Source organism: Komagataeibacter sp. FNDCF1, assembly GCF_021295335.1.
Taxonomy (GTDB): domain Bacteria; phylum Pseudomonadota; class Alphaproteobacteria; order Acetobacterales; family Acetobacteraceae; genus Komagataeibacter.
The window spans coordinates 2,544,202-2,565,745 of the sequence record NZ_JAIWOT010000001.1 but is presented as its reverse complement, the minus strand read 5'-3'; the positions used below and the strand labels follow the sequence as shown (position 1 = coordinate 2,565,745).

19 protein-coding genes are annotated in these 21,544 nt (G+C 63.2%); 8 read left to right on the top strand and 11 right to left on the bottom strand.

The window, feature by feature from the left end; translation table 11 throughout:
* Window positions 1-10: 10 nt before the first annotated feature.
* The 4 genes from LDL32_RS12155 to LDL32_RS12145 form a co-directional block, all read right to left on the bottom strand.
* Window positions 11-535, bottom strand: a complete 525-nt coding sequence (locus LDL32_RS12155; protein ID WP_233067263.1) for a hypothetical protein — start codon at window positions 533-535, stop codon at window positions 11-13.
* 83 nt (window positions 536-618) lie between these two features.
* Window positions 619-1,128, bottom strand: coding sequence for a transcriptional repressor (locus LDL32_RS12150; RefSeq protein WP_370636698.1), 510 nt, complete (start codon window positions 1,126-1,128; stop codon window positions 619-621).
* Between the two features lie 59 nt (window positions 1,129-1,187).
* A complete protein-coding gene (locus LDL32_RS17880) occupies window positions 1,188-1,319 on the bottom strand; it encodes a hypothetical protein (RefSeq protein WP_255673815.1) in 132 nt (43 codons plus the stop codon).
* A gap of 196 nt (window positions 1,320-1,515) precedes the next feature.
* Complete coding sequence (locus LDL32_RS12145; RefSeq protein ID WP_233067261.1) at window positions 1,516-2,001, bottom strand: flavin reductase; 486 nt, start codon at window positions 1,999-2,001, stop codon at window positions 1,516-1,518.
* Between the two features lie 123 nt (window positions 2,002-2,124).
* Between LDL32_RS12145 and LDL32_RS12140 the strand changes: the two genes are divergently transcribed.
* From LDL32_RS12140 to rfaE1, 4 genes are all read left to right on the top strand, one after another.
* Window positions 2,125-3,204, top strand: a complete 1,080-nt coding sequence (locus LDL32_RS12140) for an enoyl-CoA hydratase/isomerase family protein (protein ID WP_233067259.1) — start codon at window positions 2,125-2,127, stop codon at window positions 3,202-3,204.
* Window positions 3,205-3,210: 6 nt separating this feature from the next.
* Entirely contained in the window at window positions 3,211-4,644 is a 1,434-nt protein-coding gene (locus tag LDL32_RS12135; RefSeq protein WP_233067256.1) for a protein adenylyltransferase SelO, read from the top strand.
* Window positions 4,560-6,179, top strand: a complete 1,620-nt coding sequence (locus LDL32_RS12130; RefSeq protein WP_370636769.1) for a sugar porter family MFS transporter — start codon at window positions 4,560-4,562, stop codon at window positions 6,177-6,179. Before LDL32_RS12135 ends, LDL32_RS12130 begins: the two co-directional genes overlap by 85 nt.
* Before the next feature lie 275 nt (window positions 6,180-6,454).
* Window positions 6,455-7,888, top strand: coding sequence for a D-glycero-beta-D-manno-heptose-7-phosphate kinase (gene rfaE1 / locus LDL32_RS12125; RefSeq protein WP_233068871.1), 1,434 nt, complete (start codon window positions 6,455-6,457; stop codon window positions 7,886-7,888).
* Window positions 7,889-8,014: 126 nt separating this feature from the next.
* Here the strand turns inward: rfaE1 and LDL32_RS12120 are convergent, their stop codons facing one another.
* On the bottom strand, window positions 8,015-10,006 hold the full coding sequence (locus LDL32_RS12120; RefSeq protein WP_233067252.1) for a prolyl oligopeptidase family serine peptidase: 1,992 nt from the start codon (window positions 10,004-10,006) through the stop codon (window positions 8,015-8,017).
* Window positions 10,007-10,102: 96 nt separating this feature from the next.
* Between LDL32_RS12120 and LDL32_RS12115 the strand changes: the two genes are divergently transcribed.
* Together LDL32_RS12115 and LDL32_RS12110 are read left to right on the top strand one after the other, a co-directional pair.
* Window positions 10,103-10,771: a DedA family protein gene (locus LDL32_RS12115; RefSeq protein WP_233067250.1), complete on the top strand. Its 669-nt coding sequence runs from the start codon at window positions 10,103-10,105 to the stop codon at window positions 10,769-10,771.
* Window positions 10,768-11,709, top strand: coding sequence for an SDR family oxidoreductase (locus LDL32_RS12110; protein WP_233067248.1), 942 nt, complete (start codon window positions 10,768-10,770; stop codon window positions 11,707-11,709). The genes LDL32_RS12115 and LDL32_RS12110 overlap by 4 nt, the downstream gene beginning before the upstream one ends.
* 94 nt (window positions 11,710-11,803) lie before the next feature.
* Here LDL32_RS12110 and LDL32_RS12105 read toward each other — a convergent pair whose 3' ends face one another.
* Window positions 11,804-12,508, bottom strand: coding sequence for a tRNA (guanosine(46)-N(7))-methyltransferase TrmB (locus LDL32_RS12105; RefSeq protein ID WP_233067247.1), 705 nt, complete (start codon window positions 12,506-12,508; stop codon window positions 11,804-11,806).
* A 132-nt stretch (window positions 12,509-12,640) separates the two neighbouring features.
* On the opposite strand from LDL32_RS12105, the gene LDL32_RS12100 reads away from it, so the two are divergent.
* A complete protein-coding gene (locus tag LDL32_RS12100; RefSeq protein ID WP_051672012.1) occupies window positions 12,641-13,807 on the top strand; it encodes an IS110 family transposase in 1,167 nt (388 codons plus the stop codon).
* A gap of 449 nt (window positions 13,808-14,256) precedes the next feature.
* Here LDL32_RS12100 and metK read toward each other — a convergent pair whose 3' ends face one another.
* The 5 genes from metK to LDL32_RS12075 all read right to left on the bottom strand — a co-directional run bounded on the left by metK (window position 14,257) and on the right by LDL32_RS12075 (window position 20,588).
* Window positions 14,257-15,444: a methionine adenosyltransferase gene (gene metK, locus LDL32_RS12095; protein WP_233067245.1), complete on the bottom strand. Its 1,188-nt coding sequence runs from the start codon at window positions 15,442-15,444 to the stop codon at window positions 14,257-14,259.
* 147 nt (window positions 15,445-15,591) lie between these two features.
* Window positions 15,592-16,386 carry a 4-hydroxy-tetrahydrodipicolinate reductase gene (dapB, locus tag LDL32_RS12090; protein WP_233067243.1) on the bottom strand — a complete coding sequence of 265 codons (795 nt, stop codon included), beginning with the start codon at window positions 16,384-16,386 and terminating at the stop codon, window positions 15,592-15,594.
* Window positions 16,387-16,565: 179 nt separating this feature from the next.
* Window positions 16,566-17,699 (bottom strand): molecular chaperone DnaJ, encoded by a 1,134-nt coding sequence (gene dnaJ / locus LDL32_RS12085; RefSeq protein WP_233067241.1) that lies wholly within the window; start codon window positions 17,697-17,699, stop codon window positions 16,566-16,568.
* A 190-nt stretch (window positions 17,700-17,889) separates the two neighbouring features.
* The gene (dnaK, locus tag LDL32_RS12080) at window positions 17,890-19,797 is read right to left on the bottom strand and encodes a molecular chaperone DnaK (protein WP_233067239.1); all 1,908 of its coding nucleotides are present in this window, start codon (window positions 19,795-19,797) and stop codon (window positions 17,890-17,892) included.
* Window positions 19,798-19,982: 185 nt separating this feature from the next.
* Window positions 19,983-20,588, bottom strand: coding sequence for a nucleotide exchange factor GrpE (locus LDL32_RS12075; RefSeq protein WP_233067237.1), 606 nt, complete (start codon window positions 20,586-20,588; stop codon window positions 19,983-19,985).
* Between the two features lie 243 nt (window positions 20,589-20,831).
* Between LDL32_RS12075 and LDL32_RS12070 the strand changes: the two genes are divergently transcribed.
* The gene (locus LDL32_RS12070; protein WP_007397227.1) at window positions 20,832-21,542 is read left to right on the top strand and encodes a response regulator transcription factor; all 711 of its coding nucleotides are present in this window, start codon (window positions 20,832-20,834) and stop codon (window positions 21,540-21,542) included.
* The last annotated feature ends 2 nt before the right edge of the window (window positions 21,543-21,544 follow it).

Genomic DNA, 21,544 nt, shown 5'->3' with positions numbered 1-21,544 from the left:
GGTGATCGTGTCAGTCGGAACGGGCAAGACCCGTCAGCAGGAAGAACGATACACCATATCTCCGCGTCCGGTCCGGATCATGTTCCAGCAGTTCATCGATTACAAATCGTTTTACCCGAAAAACGACCGGGGTTTCGTCACTATGGCCCGCAATTTCGTCCGGTTCCATGACTTCCATCATGTTTGCAAGCCATGGCCCCACGCCGGGGCGTTCCGTCAGCACCAGCGGCGCACGCGGTGAGAACACGATCGTGCCACGGGCCTCGATCGTCGCCATCCCGTCACGCTGCGTCACATGGTACAGATAGCTGTCCGGGCCATCGCCCGGCCGCCAGCCCCGCATGTCCACGCGCGCCAGCCCCAGTGTTGCATTATCGAGATAGGTCAGCCTGCTTCCTGCAACCTGCGGTGCCGCGAACAGGTCGGGCTGGGGCAGGGCGGCGGAGGGGGCAGATGCGGGCGGCGCGTCCGGACCCGGGCGGTGCCGCTTCGGCCTGCGCGCGCGCGGCAGGGGCGCAAGGGGCAGCTCCGCCATCCGGCCTTTTCGGCGTTGCGCCATGTCCGTGCCTCAATCCATGCCCGAAAACGGTTATGACCTGACCTGCCGGGAATGGCGGATCAGGCGCAGGCGGCGCACAGGCCTTCCGCCTCGATCGTGCTCTGCCTGACCGTGAAGCCGCGCGCGCGCGTTACTTCGACCAGGGCCGTGAGGATACGGGAATCATCAAGTTCCGTCACCCGTCCGCACTGGCTGCAGATCAGGAACTGGGCCGCATGCACATGGCCGTGCCCATGGCATATATGCCCCGATTCCAGCATGTGCCGGCAGCCTACGAAGGCGGACAGACGTTCGATCTTGTGGATCAGCCCCTGCTCCATCAAAAAATCAAGCGCCCGGTAGACCGTGGGGGGTGCAACCGGCCTGCCCCGGCTGATACGCAGCTGTTCAAGCAGGTCATAAGCCCCCAGCGGCCGTTCGGCCGCCAGTACCAGATCCAGCACGAGACGGCGCATTTCCGTCAGTCTGACACCGCGATCCTGGCACAGGCTGGCTGCCTGATCGAGCAGGGCCTGCGTGTCCGCCCGGGGCCGGGGGCCAGCCGTATCCATCTGTATCACGCGGGGCACTGCACGCCCTCCTGTATCCGGTTTGCCGGTGCGCTCCCTGGCCGGAACAGGGCAGGGATTCAGTCCGGCAGGTGATCCACCCACATGGCCATCAGCGCCACGAACAGGGCAAGCCCTGCATGTATCCAGATCAGCCCGCGCAGCGTCAAGACAGGAACCCTGCCAGCCTGCGTGCCCTGTGTCTCCTTCATGATCAACGTCCCTCAACCCCGGTGTATCCGGTCGAGCCTACGGCAGAAGGCTGGATTTTCCCTTAAGAAGGAGGCTGAACGTACATCATTGAGAAGGGAGAGAAGTTTTTGGGTGCCGCCTTTTTTCAAAAAGACGGCGTTCTCCGAAGCTTTTTGAAAAAAGCTTCACCAGAAACTTCCTTACGTTTGACCTATGTTATTCGTGCGGCAGGGTGTGGTAGGTGCGGTTGAAATAGACCAGCCCACCACGCGGCGTACTGCTGCGCAGGCTTTCCACCACGCCAAACATCACGCTGTGGGTGCCGACCTCCACAATCCGCTCGATCCGGCAGTCAAGCGACAGCACGGCTTCCTCCAGCACCGGGGCGCCACTGGTCAACGTGGACCAGTGACCGGCGCGGAAGCGCTCCGCCTGCTCCAGCGGGCTTGCGAACACGCCGGAGATGTCCTGCTGGTCGCCTGCCAGCACATTGATGCACATGGCCCCATCCACCCGGAAGCGGTCCCGCACGCGGGAGCCACGGTTGAGACAGGCCAGGATTGTTGGCGGCGTATCGGTTACCGAACACACGGCGGATGCGGTAAAACCCGCCGGATCATCCAGCGTGCCGGTAGTTACCACATTTACCGCAGCGCCCAGCCGCGCCATGGCGTTACGGAAGGTGAGGGCATCAATCCCCATAATCTACTCTGCCTCGGTCACTATTATATGCCAGTGGTCCGCACGCAGCCGTGACGCGGGACAGAAGCCGGGGTAGCGCATTCTACCGGGATTGAACACCGCAAACGCACAGGGAGTCGCAGCATGGAACCTGAACTGATCGAGATCACCCAAACCGGCAGGCTGGGCCGCATCACGCTCAACCGCCCGCGTGCGCTCAATGCCCTGAACATGGACATGTTCCGCACCATCGGTGCCTGCCTGCAGGCATGGCGTGACGACCCCGCTGTCGAGACCGTGCTGCTGGACAGTACCAGCCCGAAGGCCTTCAGCGCGGGCGGTGACATCCGCGCCATCCGCTCCCGGCTGGAAACCGGGGGCCTGGCCGCCGCGGCCGCCCCCTTCCGCATGAGCTACCGGATGGCATCCCTGCTGGCGGGCTACCCCAAGCCGGTCGTCTCCTTCATGGACGGGATTGCCATGGGCGGCGGCATCGGGCTGGGTGGGCATGTGCGCTACCGGGTGGTGACCGAGCGCTCCACGCTCGCCATGCCAGAGATCGCCATTGCCCTGACACCCGACGCGGGGGGTTCGTACCTGCTTTCGCGCGCGCCCGGGCTGAGCGGGCTGCGCCTGGCCCTGACGGCGGGGCGCATGAACGCGACCGCCGCCATTGCCGCAGGCTTTGCCGACCGCCAGGTGCATTCAGGCCGGCTGGACAGCATAAGGGCCGCCCTGACCCACCAGCCCGCAGGCGTGGTGATGGATGGCCTGCCGCCATGTCCATCACTTGATGCCGGACCTGACACGGCGGAGATTGCGCCGGTCTACAGCGCGCCGGACATGCCTGAACTGATGGGCCGGCTCAGCGCCCATGGCGCGGACTGGGCGCAGGCGGATCTTGCCGCCATGCAGCGCGCCTGCCCGTTCTCGCTCTGCATCACCTTTGCCGCATGGCATGCCGCCCGCAGGCTGCCCGACCTGGACCATGTGCTGGAGCAGGAATTCCAGCTTGTCTGCCACATGCTTGCCCGCCCCGACTTTGCCGAAGGCGTGCGGGCCCTGCTGATTGACAAGGACAACGCCCCACGCTGGACGCCTGCCGACATACGTGATGTGTCCCTGCACGAAATTGCAACCTGCCTGCACACCCGCACGGCCTTCTCGCTCGACCTTCCGCTGGCCAGCACAGATAGCAACTTATTATTATCACACATAAAGTAGATAGAAATGCCATTTTCCAATCACTACCGACCCGCCACCCATCACAGCCGGCTGGGGGATGAATTCTATGACGTGGTGCAGGCCGCCCGCTTTCCTGCCCATATCCTGCGCTACCGTAATGATGACGTCTCGCCACGCATCGGACTCGACACGCTGGATGATGCCGAATGGATCCGCCATTTCGGCCATTTCGACCCGCTGCCCGGCTCGCTGCCCCGGCCGCTGGCGCTGCGCTACCATGGCCACCAGTTCCGCGCGTACAATCCCGACCTGGGGGACGGACGCGGCTTCCTGTTCGCCCAGCTTGTGGATGCGGTGGACGGACGCCTGCTGGATATCGGGACCAAGGGCAGCGGCACCACGCCGTGGTCACGCGGCGGGGATGGACGGCTGACGCTCAAGGGTGGCGTGCGCGAGATGCTGGCCAGCGAACGGCTGGACGCGCTGGGCGTGCGCACGTCACGCACGCTGAGCGTGATCGAAACCGGGGAGGACCTGCACCGGCGCGACGAACCCTCTCCCACGCGGTCATGCGTGCTGGCACGGCTGAGCCATTCCCACATCCGCATCGGCACCTTCCAGCGCTTGGTGGCCCTGCAGGACAGCGCCAGCCTGAAGCATCTGGTGACCTATGTGATCGAGACCTACTACCCCCACCTGGCCAACGAGACCGATCCCGCCGCAGCCCTGTACGATGCCGCCACCACCCGCATTGCGGAAATGACGGCGCAGTGGATGGCGGCGGGCTTTGTGCACGGGGTGCTCAACACCGACAACATCAACCTGACCGGCGAGAGCTTCGATTACGGGCCGTGGCGCTTCCTGCCCACCTTCAATCCCACGTTCACCGCCGCCTATTTCGACCATTCCGGCCTGTATGCCTATGGCCGCCAGCCCGAGGCGATGATGTGGAACGTGGCCCGGCTAGGGGAATGTCTGATCTCCCTTTCCTCCCTTGAGAAAATCCAAAGTATATTTGATGATTTCTGGGAACGTTATGAACGTTTTCTTGATATTTCAGTGATCCACCGGCTTGGCCTGAAAGAGATTTCAAGAAAATCCTCACGCAGCCTGCGCACAGATCTGTTTTCTTTCATGGAAGAAAGCCAGATTGGGTTTGAATTTCCGTTTTTTGACTGGTATGGTGGCCCCAAGAGCCAGAAACGTGCCCTGTCAGGACCACGTGCCGACTTCTATGTGCAGGATGGTTTCAGGACGCTGCAGGACGGGATCATGCAGCATGAACCGGCACCCGGCATTGACCTGTCACACCCGTATTTCCGTGGTGTGCTGCCGCTTGGGATGCCGGTGGAGACAGTGGAAGCACTGTGGCAGCCCATTGCCACGGCGGATGACTGGTCCGGCCTGCACGACGCCATGCGCCAGATCGCCAGCATGAAGTCGGCCCTTGCCCTGCGGCCCGGTACCGCTACCCCGTAGCGGGAACCAACCGGCGGGGCACGGATTATAACCAACAAGAAAGGAAAAGGCCCCGCATGAACACCCAAGCACCAGCCGCCCGAGCAGACCAGCAGCAGACCGAGCCGTTACCCGACCTGTCCCAGATCGACATTGCCCCCAATGCCCGCAAGACCCTGTGGCTCGCAGCCATCGTGGCCGCCATATGCGGCGGCCTCTATGGTTACGATACCGGCATTGTCTCAGGCGCGCTGCTGCTCATTACCCGCGATTTCCACCTGAGCAGCTTCCTGCAGGAAATGGTGGCCTCCGCCATCCTGGCGGGCGCGGTCATGGGTTCGCTGCTGACCGGCTGGATGTCCGAACATTTCGGGCGGCGCAAATCCATCATGATCGTGACCGCGATCTTCGTGCTGGGCGCGCTGGCCTGCGCCTTCTCGCCCGGGGTCTACACGCTTATCGTCTCACGCGTGTTCCTCGGGCTTGCGGTGGGTGGCTCCACGCAGGTAGTGCCGATGTACATTTCCGAACTGGCGCCCGCGCACAAGCGCGGTCACATGGTGACGATGTTCAACATCGCCATCGGCATCGGCATCTTTGCCGCCAACATCATCGGCTTTGCCGCGCGTGATGCGTGGGGCTGGCGGCCGATGGTGGCCATTGCGGCCATCCCGGCGGCGGTGGTGTTCATCTCCATGTTCTTCCTGCCCAAGAGCCCGCGCTGGGCGGCGGAACATGAAAGCCTTGATTCCGCACTGGAACAGCTGCAGCGCATCCGCACCTCCGAGCGCGACATCCGCCGCGAGATGCGCCGCATCCACGCCAATGCCAACGAGGAAACCGACCCGCGCGACATCGGCTGGCGCGGCATCCGCCAGCCCTGGGTGCGCCCGGCGCTGGTCGCGGCCCTGGGCGTCGCCTTCTTCACGCAGGCGGGCGGGCTGGAAATGATGATCTACTACGCCCCCACCTTCCTGTCGGATGCGGGGTTTGGCAGTTCCTCGGCGCTGATGGCCAGCATCGGCATCTCCATCATCTATCTGGTCATGACCGTGCTGGGCTCGAACATCGTGGACCGGATCGGTCGCCGCCGTCTGGTGCTGGTCATGGGGCCGGGCAGCGTGCTCAGCCTGATCGGGCTTGGCATCATGTTCCTGGTGCATCCGCAGCCGGGCAGTCCGGGCAGCTGGCTGATCATCGCGTTCATGCTGCTGTTCATGGTGTTCAACGCGGGCGGTATCCAGGTCGTGGGCTGGCTGCTGGGGGCGGAAATGTTCCCGCTTTCCATGCGTGGCAACGCCACCAGCCTGCATTCGGCCATGCTGTGGGGCAGTGACCTGCTGGTGACCAGCACGGCGCTGACGCTGGTGACCAAGATCACGCTGGGCGGGACCATGTGGTTCTATGCGGGCGTGAACCTGCTGTCGGTGCTGTTCGTGTATTTCATGGTGCCGGAAACGCGTGGTGCCTCGCTGGAGGATATCGAGGAAGCGCTGCGTGAAGGCCGCTTCCGCCCCACGCGCGGCAACACCGCCATCGTGGAAGAAGAAGAGTAAGAGACTGTTTGAAAAATAATAAAAGTTTTTGGTGAAGCTTTTTCCCAAAAAGCTTCAAAGAACGCCGCCTTTTTGAAAAAAGGCGGCACCCAGAAACTTCTTTATTTTGAAACTGGTCTCCAGGGTTCGGTCCTGACGCCTTGATGGAAGCTTTCCTGATTACAGATCGGGAAAGCTTTCTTCATGTGGACCGGTTACTGGCCGGGCAGGGGGTTGCGCAATGCCGCGCCCCTGATCAGGATGCGGCTGGCAGCCACGGGAATGATGGACAGGTCATGATTGACAACATGCAGTTCGGGACCATCGCCGTGATTGGTGATGTGATGCTGGACCGGTACATTTCTGGCACTGTCAGCCGCATTTCGCCCGAAGCACCCATTCCCGTCGTGCTGCATGAAAAACTCACCACCGTTGCGGGCGGGGCTGCCAATGTCGCAACAAATGCCGCAGCCCTGGGCGCATGCGTGCTGTTGACCGGTCTGGTGGGGGCTGATGAATTCGCGCCTGAACTGATCCGCACGCTGGGGCGCTGGGAGCACATCAGCACGGACGGGCTGGTCACGGATGCCAGCCGCCCCACCATTACCAAGACCCGTGTGATGAGCGGCCGCCAGCAGATCGTGCGGATTGATAACGAGGACACCACACCGCTCGACCCGGCCATTACAACCCGGCTGGTGGAGCAGGTCCATGCTGCCATTGACCGCGCCGATATCGTGGTCTGCTCGGATTATGGGAAGGGTGTGCTGAATGATGCCATGCTGGCAGCGATTTTTGCGCGCGCCCATGCCCGTGGCATCCCAGTCATTGTCGACCCCAAGCGCAGTTCATTTGCCGCCTATCGTGGCGCAAGCCTGATCACGCCCAACCGCCACGAAATGGCGCGTGCCACCGGCCTGCCGCTGGACACGGATGCGCAGGTGGCGGCGGCGGCACAGGCCGCCAGCGCCCAGTTTGGCGGCAATGTGCTGGTCACCCGGTCGGATGAAGGCATGACCCTGTGGCAGACGGACGGGCGCGTAACCCATGTCCGGGCAAGGGCTGCCGAGGTGTTTGACGTATCGGGGGCAGGGGATACCGTGGTGGCGACGCTGGCCACCATCCTGTCCGCCGGCCAGCCGGTCGAAACGGCGGTGACCATTGCCGGCACGGCGGCCTCGATCTCGGTCGGCAAGCTGGGCACGGCCACGGTCTCGCGTGCGGAACTGGGTAGCGCACTCATGCGCGATACACAGGATTCGGGCAAACTTGTCACATTGGAACAGGCCGCCAGCATTGCCAGCGACTGGCGGCATCATGGCATGCGGGTCGTGTTTACCAATGGCTGCTTCGACCTGCTGCATCCGGGTCATATCTCCCTTCTGCAGGCAGCGGCGGCACAGGGGGACAAGCTGATCGTTGCCCTGAATACGGACCGTTCCGTCAGACGGCTGAAAGGGGAAAGCCGCCCCATTCAGGATGAACTGGCACGCGCCGCCGTAATCGGCGCGCTACGCGCTGTTGATCTGGTGGTACTGTTTGATGAGGACACACCGCTGGACGCCATCCGCGCCATCATGCCCGATATTCTGGTCAAGGGTGCTGATTACCGCGAGGACCAGGTGGTGGGCGGTCATATTGTAAAGGCCGGTGGCGGGCGTGTGGTGCTGGTCGATATCGTATCGGGCCGGTCCACGACCGCCCTTGTCAAGGCAGCCGCACGCCCCTGATGAACGGGACAGACGTTTTTGGTGAAGCTTTTTAAAAAAAGCTTCAATGAACGCCGCCTTTTTGAAAAAAGGCGGCACCCAAAAACGTTTATTCCTTCTTTAGCACTCTGAAATGATGTTTCAGGTTTACGCCACAGGCGCATCCACCGTCAGTTCAACCTTGAGCGCGGGCGCGACCGGCATCTTAAGAACCTGCTGGTAGAAAGCCAGTTCCAGTTCCCATGCCTGGCGGATGGTTGTCTCCTGCCGAAAGCCATGACCTTCGCCCGCAAATTCGTACAGCGCGCATGGCACGCCCTGCGCGCGAAGTGCGGCAACCATGGACTCCGCCTGCGTGGGCGGCACCACCGTGTCGTCCAGTCCCTGCAGGAACAGCACCGGCGCCCTGATATCCGCCACCCGGGTAATGGGCGAACGGGCCAGATAGGTGGCTTCATCCGCCGGGTAGGGACCGACCAGCGTATCAAGATAGCGGGATTCGAATTTGTGGGTATCGCGCGCCAGCGCGCGCAGGTCGGTCACGCCATACAGGCTGGTGCCCGCGGCAAACAGGTCCGAACGCGCAAGGGCAAGCAGGACCGTAAGCCCGCCCGCACTGCTGCCACGTATGACAATGCGGGCCGGGTCCACCCGTCCGGCATCAGCCAGGTACCGGCAGGCGGCAATGCAGTCATCCACATCCACCACGCCCCACTGGCCTTCCAGCCTCTGGCGGTAGGAGCGGCCAAAACCGGTGGAACCACCATAATTGACATCAACCACCGCGAACCCGCGGGACGTCCACCATTGCACCTTGAACGAAAACGCCGTGCTGGCCCGCCCGGTGGGGCCGCCATGGGCCATGACCACCAGCGGCGGCTTCTCGCCCGCAGCCCCCCGGTAGCGAGCACTGGCAGGCGCATAGAAAAAGGCGTGCCCGGTCCCTTTCCCGTCCGGCAGGGGGAAGCGGACCGTTGTGGCGCGGGCAATATCGTCTGTTGCAAGGGGAAGTGTCGCCGCACGGCGCAGCACATGGACCGGCTGCCCCGGCTGGCCACATACCACCGCCGCCGCATCATCGGGTGGGGCATCAAGCCACGCGAACCCTGCCCCCTCCACCGGAAGCGGGCAGGCGGCGGGGTGGCCCAGTGCAACCGGGTTCGCCACACCATCACGGATGGACACCATGCGCGCCGCGCCTTCGCTGATGACCATGGCAAGGATGCTGCCATCTTCCAGCGGCACATAGCTGCGCAGGCCGAACACCCAGTGTGGCTGACCGATCTCGGCCTGCATCGGGGCCAGGGCTGCCGGGGGGGCGCCTGTCGTATCAAAGCGGTAGAGGTTCCACCACCCGCTGCGATCCGACAGGGCCAGCAGATGCCCGTCCCGGTCCCAGCACGGTTCGATAACGGATTCCGGCTGGCCGTCCTCCCCTGCCACGCTCCAGGGAGCGGCAAGGCGTGGGGGGTCATCCCCTTCCTGCAGCAGGGAAGCCGCGCGCAGGCGCGTGCCGTCCCACGGCATGGCGGGGTGATCCCACTCGATCCAGGCCAGGTACCGCCCATCGGGCGAAGGACGCGGAGAGGACAGGAAATCCGGCCCCATCACCAGCGGCGTGCCGGTAATGAAGGCCGGGTCGGTCGTATCCGTGCAGTCCAGCACGACAATGGCGGCAGCCGGTTCCCCGTCCTCCACCCGATGGTCCTCACGCACGCAGAACACGAAGCGCCCGTCGGGGCTGAAGGTCAGGTCGGCATAACGCAGCCCCGTACCAGCACACAGGCAGCGCGACTGCCCGCCTTCCACCAGCCACACGCTGCCATCACGCCGGTTGCTGAACACGACACGCCCCCGGCACACAGCATAGGCGCCGCCGCCGTATTCATGCACCCGGGTACCAACATCAAGGGGGGCAGGCGTTACATCCACCACCTGTCCACCCCGGGCGCGCACCAGCACGCGGCGGCCCCCTTCGGCCGGGCGGCCTTCCACCCAGTAGACATCATGCCCATCCACCCGTACATCGGACAGGGAAATCGTCTTTCCTGCCACCAGTTCCGCGCTGACGGGCGAAGGCCATGTGCCATACGGGGCGGTTACGGGGCCTGGCCTGTCGCTGCCATCGGACTGGGTCATGTGTCTGCTCCTGCCATTTGTGCGTGACAATGGGATCGGGATTGCACAAACCGCGTTTCACGGTCTGGGTCCGTACCCTACATAATTCTTTTTTTCGTGACAGGTAATCCGCTGCTCCAGCATCTTGAACATCTTTTCCAGCATTACGGCTACGGTGTGATTGGCGTCATCATCATGCTGGAAAGCATGGGAATTCCGCTTCCGGCGGAAACCCTGCTCATCTCCGCCGCCCTGTATTGCGCCACCACCCACAAGATGAACATCGCATGGGTGGCCATGGCCGCCATCATCGGGGCGATCATGGGGGACAATTTCGGTTACCTGATCGGCCGGTGGCTGGGCTACCCGCTGCTTGAACGCCACGGGCGCAGGGTTGGGCTGACGGCAGCCCGCCTGCAGACCGGTCGCTTCCTGTTCAGGCGGTATGGCGGAATTGTCGTGTGCCTCGGGCGGTTCATCGCCATACTGCGCGTGTTCGTGGCACTGCTGGCGGGGGCGAACCGCATGCCATGGGGCCGGTTTGTCGTGTACAACGCGCTGGGGGGCATAGCCTGGGCGGGCGGATATGCCTATGCCGCCTATTATCTGGGGCACAGGATCACACGCATTTCCGGGCCGGTGGGCATGACGCTGGCGGCCTGTGGCGGGGTGGTGGCAGTAGGCGGGGTCGTGTTGCTGCGTCGGCATGAACGCCGCCTGACCGCCAGGGTGGAAGCTGCCGCCCGGCAGGAAATGAATCAATCACAGCAAGAGGGTGAGACATGACCAGACACTGGACCATCAGGCAGGCTCCCCGCATGGATGGCCGCCTGGCCCTGGTAACGGGGGCGACCGGCGGCCTTGGATACGAGACCGCGCTGGGCCTTGCCAGCCGTGGGGCGACCGTCATGCTGGCGGGCCGCAACCCCGAAAAGGGCATGGCGGCACTGGTGCGCCTGCAGGGTGACGTGCCGGGGGCACAGGCCTCCTTCCGGCTGCTGGATGTGGCAAGCCTGTCCTCCATTGCCACCTTCGCCCACGAACTGGCGCAGGAAACCGACAGGCTGGACGTGCTGGTCAACAATGCGGGCGTGATGGGCACCCCGCGCCGCATGGAAACGCGTGACGGGTTCGAACTGCAGTTCGGCACCAATTTCCTTGGCCCGTTCGCACTGACCGCCCGGCTGCGCCCGCTGCTATGCGCCGCGCCGCAGGGGGGGCGGGTGGTCACGGTGGCAAGCCTGGCGGCGCTGGATGGCCATATCGTGTTTGATGACCTGCAGGCCCGGCGGCGCTACGCGCCGTTCCGCGCCTACCGGCAGAGCAAACTGGCGGACCTGATCCTGGCGCTGGAACTGGACCGGCAGGCCCGCACCCATAACTGGAACCTGCACTCTATCGCCGCCCATCCGGGCTGGGCCATGACGGATATTTCCACCAGCCGCCTGTCCACAAAGCAGGGACTGCAGGAAAGGATGACCCGCCTTGGCGCGGTCTGGGCCTTCCGGCTGATGGGCCAGTCCGCCGCCCATGGCGCGCTGCCGATCGAATTCGCCGCCATGGCGCCCGAAGCCCGCGATGGTGGCTATTACGGCCCCAGCGGGCGTGGCGAACGCCGGGGCCATGTGGCCGATGCCTTCATCCCCGCCGCCGCGCGTGACCTGGGGGTAGCGCGGCGGTTGTGGCAGGCGGCCGAACGGCTGACCGGCACGTCGCTATCGTAGTCAGCAGATAAAAGTTTTTGGGCGCCGTCTTTTTTCAAAAAGACGGCGTTCCTGAAGCTTTTTGAAAAAAGCTTCACCAAAAACTTTTGTCCTCTCAGCGGCGGATGAACGTCCAGTACAGTGGCTTGCGGCCTGCGGCAAACGCCTTAGCCTCATAGCGGGTCGGGGGCCAGCCTTCGGGGCGGACGGTGGCAGGGGGTGCCGTCTCGAACAGGTCCTGCGCGCCCATGACTTCCTCCACCCATGCCTGGTAGGTGGGATCATCACTTGCCACACGCCAGGTAGCACCCGGGCGCAGGATGCGGGCGGCCATCTTTACCGTCTCGGGGTGGACGAAGCGACGCTTGGCATGGCGTGACTTGGGCCATGGGTCAGGAAACATGAGGAACAGCCGGTCAATCGAGGCATCGGGCAGGCCACGCAGCAGCATACGCGCATCCTCATCCCATATCCGCAGCATGTCGGGCACGGGGGCGGTTTCTTCCCCCCCTTCGGGCACAACGCGTGAGAGCAGGGAACACAGCCCGTTCTCGAACACCTCACACGCAATATAGCCGACATCGGGATTGGCTGCATTCTGGGCCAGCGAATGCTCACCCCCGCCAAACCCTACTTCCAGCCAGATCTGCTGGGGTGCATGGCCAAAAGCTGAAGCCGGGTCAGGTATCGCCGCCTCGGGGAACCGCATGCGCGGCAGGGTCTGGTCCAGAAGCCGCTGCTGGCGGGGGCGCAGCGGATGGCCGCGCTGGCGCCCGTAAAGCCGTTCTGGCGATGCCTTTACATCCACGGAGGCGGTCATATGTCCGGAAATCCTGCTCCTGCTGCCGTGGTGCACGGCATGATTACAAAACGCATCAGATTCCATGAGGAGTGGATAGCGAGCCGCGCCGTGTCAGAGTGTGCTTGCTGAAACTCTCTGGAGGGCAGAACCATGCTCGAGGCATCTGATCATCCCACGACCCCGGTCGCTATCCGCGTTGATCTTGGCGCGATCTTCGTTTCACTGGAACTTGGAAAATCGAGTTGGCTGGTCACATCGCTCTCACCCGGAAGCGAGAAGATGTCGCGCCACTCGGTTCAAGGTGGCGATATTGCGGGCCTGTTCGGCTGTTTCACTAGTCTTCGTGACAAGGCCCGCGCTCGGGAAGGAAGACTTTTTCCGCTTGTGGTGATTCAGGAAGCCGGATTGGATGGATTCTGGATCGATAGAGCCTTGAAGCAGGAGGACTGGATCGAGAGCCATGTCGTCGATGCGGCGTCGATCGCAGTTCCCCGCAAGCACCGGCGTGCAAAGACGGATCGTATCGACGGGGAGATGCTGGTCCGTACGCTGCTGGCGTTCAAACGCGGAGAGGCACGGGTCTGCTCAATGGTCCGCCCTCCATCACGGGAAGAGGAAGACCGCCGACGTCTCAGTCGGGAGCGTAAGGTTCTGGTGGGCGAGCGCACGCGGCATATCAACCGCGTCCAGGGCCTGCTGCTGAGCCAGGGCATTCGAGGTTACCGGCCGCTGCGACGGGATCGGCGTGCCTGTCTCGACGAGTTGCGAACGGGCGATGGTCATCCCTTGCCGAAGCATCTCAAGGCGCAGATCGGACGAGAACTGGACCGCATCGAACTTCTCATGGAACAGATTAAAATGGTTGAGAGCGAACGGGACGAATTGGCAAAAGTGAATGACAACAATCAATGTTCGCCAGTTGTCCTGTTGCAGGGTCTCAGAGGGATTGGCGCCGAGTTTGCCACCGTTCTGACGCAGGAAGGACTGTTCCGGCATTTCGACAACAGGCGGCAGGTCGCGGCTTATGCCGGTCTGGCGCCTTCGCCGTGGAAAAGCGGATCGATCGACCGTGAACAAGGCGTCTCGAAATCCGGTAATCCGCGCCTGCGCACGGCCATGATCCAGCTTGCCTGGCTGTGGCTCCGCTACCAGCCTGACACCGCGCTGGCGCAGTGGTTCCATGAACACGTGGGCGCAAGAAGTAACCGGAGCCGCAAAACGGCGATCGTTGCCCTGGCCCGCAAGCTTCTTGTTGCGCTCTGGAAATATGTCACGAGTGGTGTCGTTATCGATGGCGCGCATCCGGCGTCCCGCTGATGGAAACACCACAGACATAAACCCCATCCCCAGGACCTGATCAGTCCTGTGGATCCAGGTGAACGGACCGATCGGCCCCATGGCTTGCAATGCCGACCTTTCAGAATGGTCCCGTTCTCCTGAGCCTTTGCCCCGAATGCGGGATAGTGGTGCTGCCGCGCGCGAGCGGCGACCGGATGTGAGGTTCTACAGGTGCGGCATCGCGCCGGTAGTCGTTAAACAGGCTCAGACCATGGATCCAAAACACGGAGAAGAAAAAATGATCTCGCAGTGAAAGTGGCCATTGACGTGAAACTCCTCATGTGAGGGGCCGCCACGACCTGCTTTTGCAAGCAGTCATGACAGGCCCCCAATACCTGAAGAAGTTTTTGGTGAATCTTTTGTCAAAAAGCGTCGAAGAACGCCGCCTTTTTTGAAAAAAGGCGGCACCCAAAAACTGTTATTGTCTTTTAGCGGTTGAACGCGCCACGCAGGGCATCGACCAGATCGGTCTGCTCCCAGGTGAAGTCATCCTTCGCCGCATCCGGCGTGCGGCCAAAGTGGCCGTAGGCGGAGGTCTGGGTATAGATCGGGCGGTTGAGGCGCAGATGCTTGCGGATACCGCGCGGGCTGAGGTCCATGACCTCGCGCAGCACACGGCCCAGCTTTTCCTCGTCCACGTCCTTGCCGGTCCCGTCAAGGTCAACATAGACCGACAGCGGGTGCGACACGCCAATGGCGTAGGAGACCTGCAGGGTGCAGCGATCGGCAAGGCCGGCCGCCACGATGTTCTTGGCCAGATAACGGCAGGCATAGGCGGCGGAACGGTCGACTTTCGTCGGGTCCTTGCCGGAGAATGCGCCGCCGCCATGCGGTGCCGCGCCACCATAGGTGTCCACAATGATCTTGCGCCCGGTCAGGCCGCAGTCACCATCCGGGCCACCAATGACGAAGATGCCGGTGGGGTTGACGTAGAACTCGTTCTCCGGCGGCATCCAGCCCTCGGGCAGGACATCACGCACGATGCTGCCCAGTTCCTCACGGATGGTGGCCTGGCTGGCCCCTTCGACGTGCTGGGTGGAGATCACGACGGAAGTGGCGCCGACCGGCTTGCCATCGACGTAGCGCAGGGTGACCTGGCTCTTGGCGTCGGGCTGGAGGGCCGCGGCACGCGGGTCACCCGCCTTGCGCAGGTCGCGCACGCGGTGAAGGATGTCATGCGCGTAAAACAGCGGGGCCGGCATCAGGCTTTCGGTCTCACGCGTGGCAAAGCCGAACATGATGCCCTGGTCGCCAGCGCCTTCGTCCTTCTCGCCCGCGCTGTCAACGCCCACGGCAATATCGGCGGACTGGGCGTGGAGGTAGTATTCCACCTCGGCATTGCGCCAGGAGAAACCGGCCTGGTCGTAGCCGATATCCTTCACCGCATCACGCGCGCCTTCGATCAGTTGTTCCGGCGTGACCGAAGACGGACCACGGACTTCACCCGCCAGGATGATGCGATTGGTCGTGACCATCGTTTCGCATGCAACGCGTGATTCACCGTCTGCCGTCAGGAATGCATCAAGAACGGTATCGCTGATCCGGTCGGCGACCTTGTCAGGATGCCCTTCGGATACGGATTCCGATGTAAACAGAAAATCGCCTTTATTACGCATGATGGTCCTGTCTGCCTCGTATGAATATAGGATGATTGACGCCTGCGGAACCCGGCGCATGATCGCATGCGTTTGGCCGAAAGCTGTTCAGGCGTCAAGCCATTTCCCCGAATGGCACCATCCCGTTCCCATGCGGGACAGGTGGATTCAGGCTGCCGGATGCTTCAGTCCCAGCACGTCTTCCATGTCATACAGCCCGGGGGGGCGTATGCGCAGCCACTGCGCGGCCCGAACGGCGCCCGTGGCATAGACCCTGCGGTCAAACGAGCGGTGGGTCAGGCTGATCTGTTCGTGGCTGGAAGTGAAGATGACCGAATGCTCCCCCACAATCTGGCCACCACGCAGCGCCGCGAAGCCGATCGCGCCATCGGCGCGCGGGCCGGTATGGCCGTCACGCCCACTTTCAATATGCTCCTCCAGCCTTATGCCGCGCCCTTCGGCTACCGCACGGCCCATGGCCAGCGCGGTGCCGGATGGCGCATCGACCTTCTGGCGGTGGTGCATTTCCAGTATTTCGGCATCATAATCACTACCGGGAAGGGCCGCGCCCATCTGGCGCGCAAGCCGGGTGACCAGTGTGACGCCGGGGGAGAAATTGGCCGCCTGCACTACGGCAATCCGCCCGGCCGCCGCATCAACCGCCTGCTGTTCGACGGCTGAAAGGCCGGTCGTGCCCAGCACCCACGCAGTGCCGGATGCCGCCAGCGCCGCCGCATGCGCCACGACAGTCGAGACATGGGTAAAATCGATCACCACGTCGCAGCTACGTGCAAGCTGGGTGATATCGGCATGCACCGGGCAGTCGATCCCGGCCACCGGCGCACCATCACGCGTTGTGCCTCCGGCCAGCACGGCACCGCCTGCCGGTACTTCCTGCGCCAGAAGGCGACCGACGCGCCCGTTCAGACCCGCGATCCCGATACGCAATGGCTGCGCGTTCATGCCGTGTTCTCCACCAGTCCAGATACGGAAATGGCGGCGCGACCGGGGGATCGCGCCGCCTGAACCCATCCATGGTGCGTGTTGGGGGATTCACCATGAATGGCGTCGTGACCCTACACCTGAACAATCGGTCATTTCAACCGCGCCCCCGGCATGCCGGTCGGGGCGTGCGGGCAGGCTTACAGCTTGCCTTCGAAAAAGTCCTTCACCTTGCTGAAAAAGCCGGTGCTTTCGGGGCTGCCCTTGGCGTGCCCGGATGCATCGCCCTCGAATTCCTCCAGCAGTTCGCGCTGGCGCTTGGTCAGATGGCGCGGTGTTTCCACCACCACCTGGATATACATGTCGCCCCGCGCGGAGGACCGCAGGACCGAGAAGCCCTTGCCGCGCAGGCGGAAGTGCTCGCCCGTCTGTGTTCCCGCCGGAATCTTGACCTTGGTGCGCGAACCGTCGACCACCGGCACCTCGATCTCGGTGCCCAGGGCCGCCTGCGTCATGCGTACGGGCACGCGGCAGTAGATGTTGGAACCATCGCGCTGGAAGATTGCATGCGCTTCCACCGTTACATGGACATACAGGTCGCCGGCGGGCACGCCCTTGCCGCCAGCCTCGCCCTCACCGGACATGCGAATGCGGGTTCCATCCTCCACGCCTGCGGGGATGGCGACCTCGATGGTGCGGTTCTTCTCCACCGTGCCCGCACCGTGGCATTCCTTGCATGGGTTGCGTATCAGGCGGCCCGTGCCATGGCAGGTGGGGCAGGGACGTTCCACAAAGAAGAAACCCTGCTGGGCACGGACCTTGCCCGCGCCATGGCAGGAGGGGCAGGTCTCGGGCGGCTGGTCCTTGTCGGCCGAACCGGTGCCATCGCAGCTTTCACACGTGACACGGCTGGGCACGGTGATCTTTTTCTTCACCCCGGCAAAGGCCTCGGCAAAGGTGATGGTCACCTGCACCTGCAGGTCGGCACCCGAACGGCGGCCACCACGCCTGCCGCCCATCATGTCACCGAACATCTGCTCGAAGATATCACCCAGTCCGCCGCCGCCGAAATCGAAGCCACCGGCGCCCGCGCCGGGGCCACCGCCCTCGAAGGCGGCGTGGCCAAAACGGTCATAGGCGGCGCGCTTGCTGTCGTCCTTCAGGACTTCATAGGCTTCGTTGATTTCCTTGAACTTGTCTTCCGCCTCCGCATCGCCCTGGTTGCGGTCGGGGTGGTATTTCATGGCCAGCCTGCGATACGCCCGCTTGATCTCGTCGCCATTGGCATCGCGCGAAACCTCAAGGACTGAATAATAATCTATCTTGGTGGCCATGGGGATCCTCTAGCAAACACAGCGGCCCGTCTTCATGCGGCGCGCGCCTCGTGTTCCGGGTAATGGTTGTTCAGAATACGAAAAGCGCCCGTCTTCACAGAAGCACGGGCGCCACCCTGGTGAAAGGGGTGGGGTGGACCCATCTGGGCCCACCCCGTCCTTCCGGAGCCTGTATGACGCCTTGCGGCGATCAGGACTTCTTGGAGTCGTCCACGTCCTCGAAATCGGCGTCGACCACCTTCTCGTCCTTCGGCGCACCGCCCGGCGCTGCGCCCGGTGCCGCACCTTCGGGCTGGCCTGCCTTGTAGACAGCCTCGCCAACCTTCAACGCAATCTGCGTCAGGCGGTCGGTCGCCGTCTTCAGGGCTTCGGCATCGGTGCCTTCCAGCGCCTTGCGGACTTCGGCAATCGCCGTTTCCGCCTCGGTCTTGTCAGCCGCCGGCACCTTGTCACCGGCTTCAGCAAGCGACTTCTCGACCTGATGGGTCAGGCCTTCAGCCTGGTTGCGGGCCTCGACCTGTTCCTTCCTCGCCTTGTCAGCCGCGGCATTCGCTTCGGCGTCCTTGATCATCGCATCGATATCGGACTGGGACAGACCACCGTCGTCCTTGACCGTGATCTGCTGCTCCTTGCCGGTCGCCTTGTCCTTGGCGGAGACGGATACGATGCCATTGGCGTCGATATCGAACGTGACCTCGATCTGCGGCACGCCGCGCGGCGCCTTGGTAATCCCGGTCAGGTCGAAGCTACCCAGCAGCTTGTTGTCAGCCGCCATCTCACGCTCACCCTGATAGACCTTGATGGTCACGGCTTCCTGGCCATCTTCCGCAGTGGAGAAGGTCTGGCTCTTCTTGGTCGGGACCGTGGTGTTGCGATCGATCAGGCGGGTGAACACGCCGCCCAGCGTCTCGATACCCAGCGACAGCGGGGTCACGTCCAGCAGCAGCAGGTCCTTGACATCGCCCTGCAGCACCGCACCCTGCACCGCAGCGCCGATGGCGACCACTTCGTCGGGGTTCACGTTACGGGCGGGTTCCTTGCCGAAGAACTGCTTGACCGCCTCGATCACCTTGGGCATGCGGGTCATGCCGCCGACCAGCACAACCTCATCGATCTCGCCTGCGGAGATGGAGGCATCCTTCATGGCCGCACGGCAGGGCTCCAGCGTGCGCTGGATCAGGTCATCGACCAGGCTTTCCAGCTTCGCGCGGGTCAGCTTGAGCACAAGGTGCTTCGGGCCGGACGCATCGGCGGTGATGAAGGGCAGGTTGATCTCGGTCTCCTTGGAGGAGGAGAGTTCGATCTTCGCCTTTTCCGCCGCTTCCTTCAGGCGCTGCAGGGCCAGCTTGTCCTGCCGCAGGTCAATGCCCTGCTCACGCTTGAACTCGTCAGCCAGGTAGCTGATGATGCGGGCATCGAAGTCTTCACCGCCGAGGAAGGTGTCACCGTTGGTGGACTTCACCTCGATCACGCCATCGGAAATCTCGAGGATGGACACGTCGAACGTGCCGCCACCAAGGTCATAGACCGCGATGGTGCCGCCGTTCTTCTTTTCCAGCCCGTAGGCGAGGGCTGCCGCCGTCGGCTCGTTGATGATGCGCAGGACTTCCAGACCGGCAATGCGGCCCGCGTCCTTGGTGGCCTGGCGCTGGGCGTCGTTGAAGTAGGCCGGAACGGTGATGACCGCCTGCGTGACCTTCTCGCCAAGATAGGACTCGGCGGTTTCCTTCATCTTGCCCAGAATGAAGGCGGAAATCTGCGCGGGGGCGTATTTCTTGCCCTGTGCTTCCACCCATGCATCGCCGTTGTCGCCCTTGACGATCGCGTACGGGACAAGTTCCTTGTCCTTCGTAACCGTCGGGTCATCATAACGGCGGCCGATCAGGCGCTTGACCGCATACAAGGTATTGGCCGGGTTGGTAACGGCCTGACGCTTGGCGGCCTGCCCGACCAGCATTTCACCACTGTCGGTAAATGCCACCATGGACGGGGTGGTGCGTGCGCCTTCGCTGTTCTCGATCACGCGGTTCTCGTTGCCTTCACGCACGGCAACGCAGGAATTGGTCGTACCAAGGTCGATACCGATAACCTTGCTCATATGGATACTCTCCTTTTCAGCGGCCTGTCCGGACCCGAAGCATCGGGACAGACCCTTTCTTTCCTATCGTCCGGGGCATCTGGCGGACTGTCGTTCCACATCCGCCGGCCCCCCCGGCTGTTATTACCGATGTAGGCAGCCCGCTCCCCCCTTTCAAGAGGATCGGGACGTGCCATGGCAGGATTTCAGCCTGCCTGCGCCGGCCCCTTGGAGACGACGACCATGGCCGGCTTGAGCAGCCGCCCGTGCAGCGTCCAGGCCGGTGTCCAGGCCTCCATCACGGTGCCCTGGCCATGTTCGTCACTATGCTGTTCGGACATGGCCTGATGCAGGTTGGCATCAAACGGCTTGCCCCTGGCGTCTTCCGCCTTGATGCCATTGCGTTCGAGAATGCCGATGAAGGAACGCTCCGTGCTCTCGATACCTTCACGCATGCGGGTCAGCAGGCTGTCCTCGCCCTCGGTCGCGGGGGGCAGGCTTGCCACCGCGCGCTTGAGGTTGTCGGCGGCCTCCACCACGTCCTTGGCGAATTTCTGCACGGCGTATTGCCGGGCATCCTCCACATCGCGCTTGGCGCGGTTGCGCACGTTCTGGGTCTCGGCTTCCGACCGGACCCATTTGTCACGCAGGGTCGCGACCTCGGCCTCAAGCTCGGCAATGCGGGCCTCAAGCGGGCCTTCCGGCGCGGAGGCGGCGCCGGGGGCTTCCGGCTGGCCTTCGGCGTGGGGGTTGGGGTTACCGTGGCCCTCTGGGGTTCCGGCAAAGGGGTTGGGGTCTGTGTTCTCGCTCATGCTCTTACAAGTAGGTAACGGCTGGCCGATGGACAAGACATTGTGCTCCCGGCAGACATGCCGATTTTGCGCAACGTACCTGCCGTGAACGGGGCAGCCGGAATGACGTTGTCATTCCAGTGAAGCAGGAACCCGCATCCCCTCATGACATGCGGGCGGATATGACGCTATGCTGCAACCGCCTGCCGGGCAAGGTCCCGGCTGTCATGACCGGATCGGTACAGGAGCAAAAAGAGACCCCCCATGGAGCCAACGAAACAGACAATCGTGCTGGTTGACGATGACCGGAACATCCTGACCTCCGTGCAGATGACGCTGGAGGCGGAAGGCTTCATTGTCCGCACCTATACCGATGGGGAAAGTGCGCTGCACGGTCTGTCGTCCCGTCCGGCGGATCTGGCCGTGCTCGACATCAAGATGCCGCGCATGGACGGAATGGAGCTGCTGCAGCGCCTGCGCGCGCGCTCGCAGCTGCCGGTCATCTTCCTGTCCTCCAAGGATGAGGAAGTGGACCAGCTCATGGGCCTGCGGCTGGGGGCGGATGACTATATCACCAAGCCGTTTTCCCAGCGCCTGCTGCTTGAGCGCATCCGCGCGCTGCTGCGCCGCAACGAGGTCAGCCGCAGCGAGGCCGCCGGCATCAGCCCCACCGGCACCATGGTGCGTGGCGCCCTGTCGCTGGACGAGACCCGCCACCAGTGCCTGTGGCATGGCCGGGACATCCAGCTTACGGTGACCGAATTCCTGCTGGTCAAGGCGCTGGCCGCGCGCCCCGGGCTGGTCAAGTCGCGTGACCAGCTGATCGATGCCGCCTATGGCGAGAACATCTATGTCGATGACCGCACGATCGACAGCCACATCAAGCGCGTACGCAAGAAGTTCCGCCAGGTGGATGACGCGTTCAACCAGATCGAGACGCTGTACGGAATCGGCTACCGCTACAAGGAAGAATGACC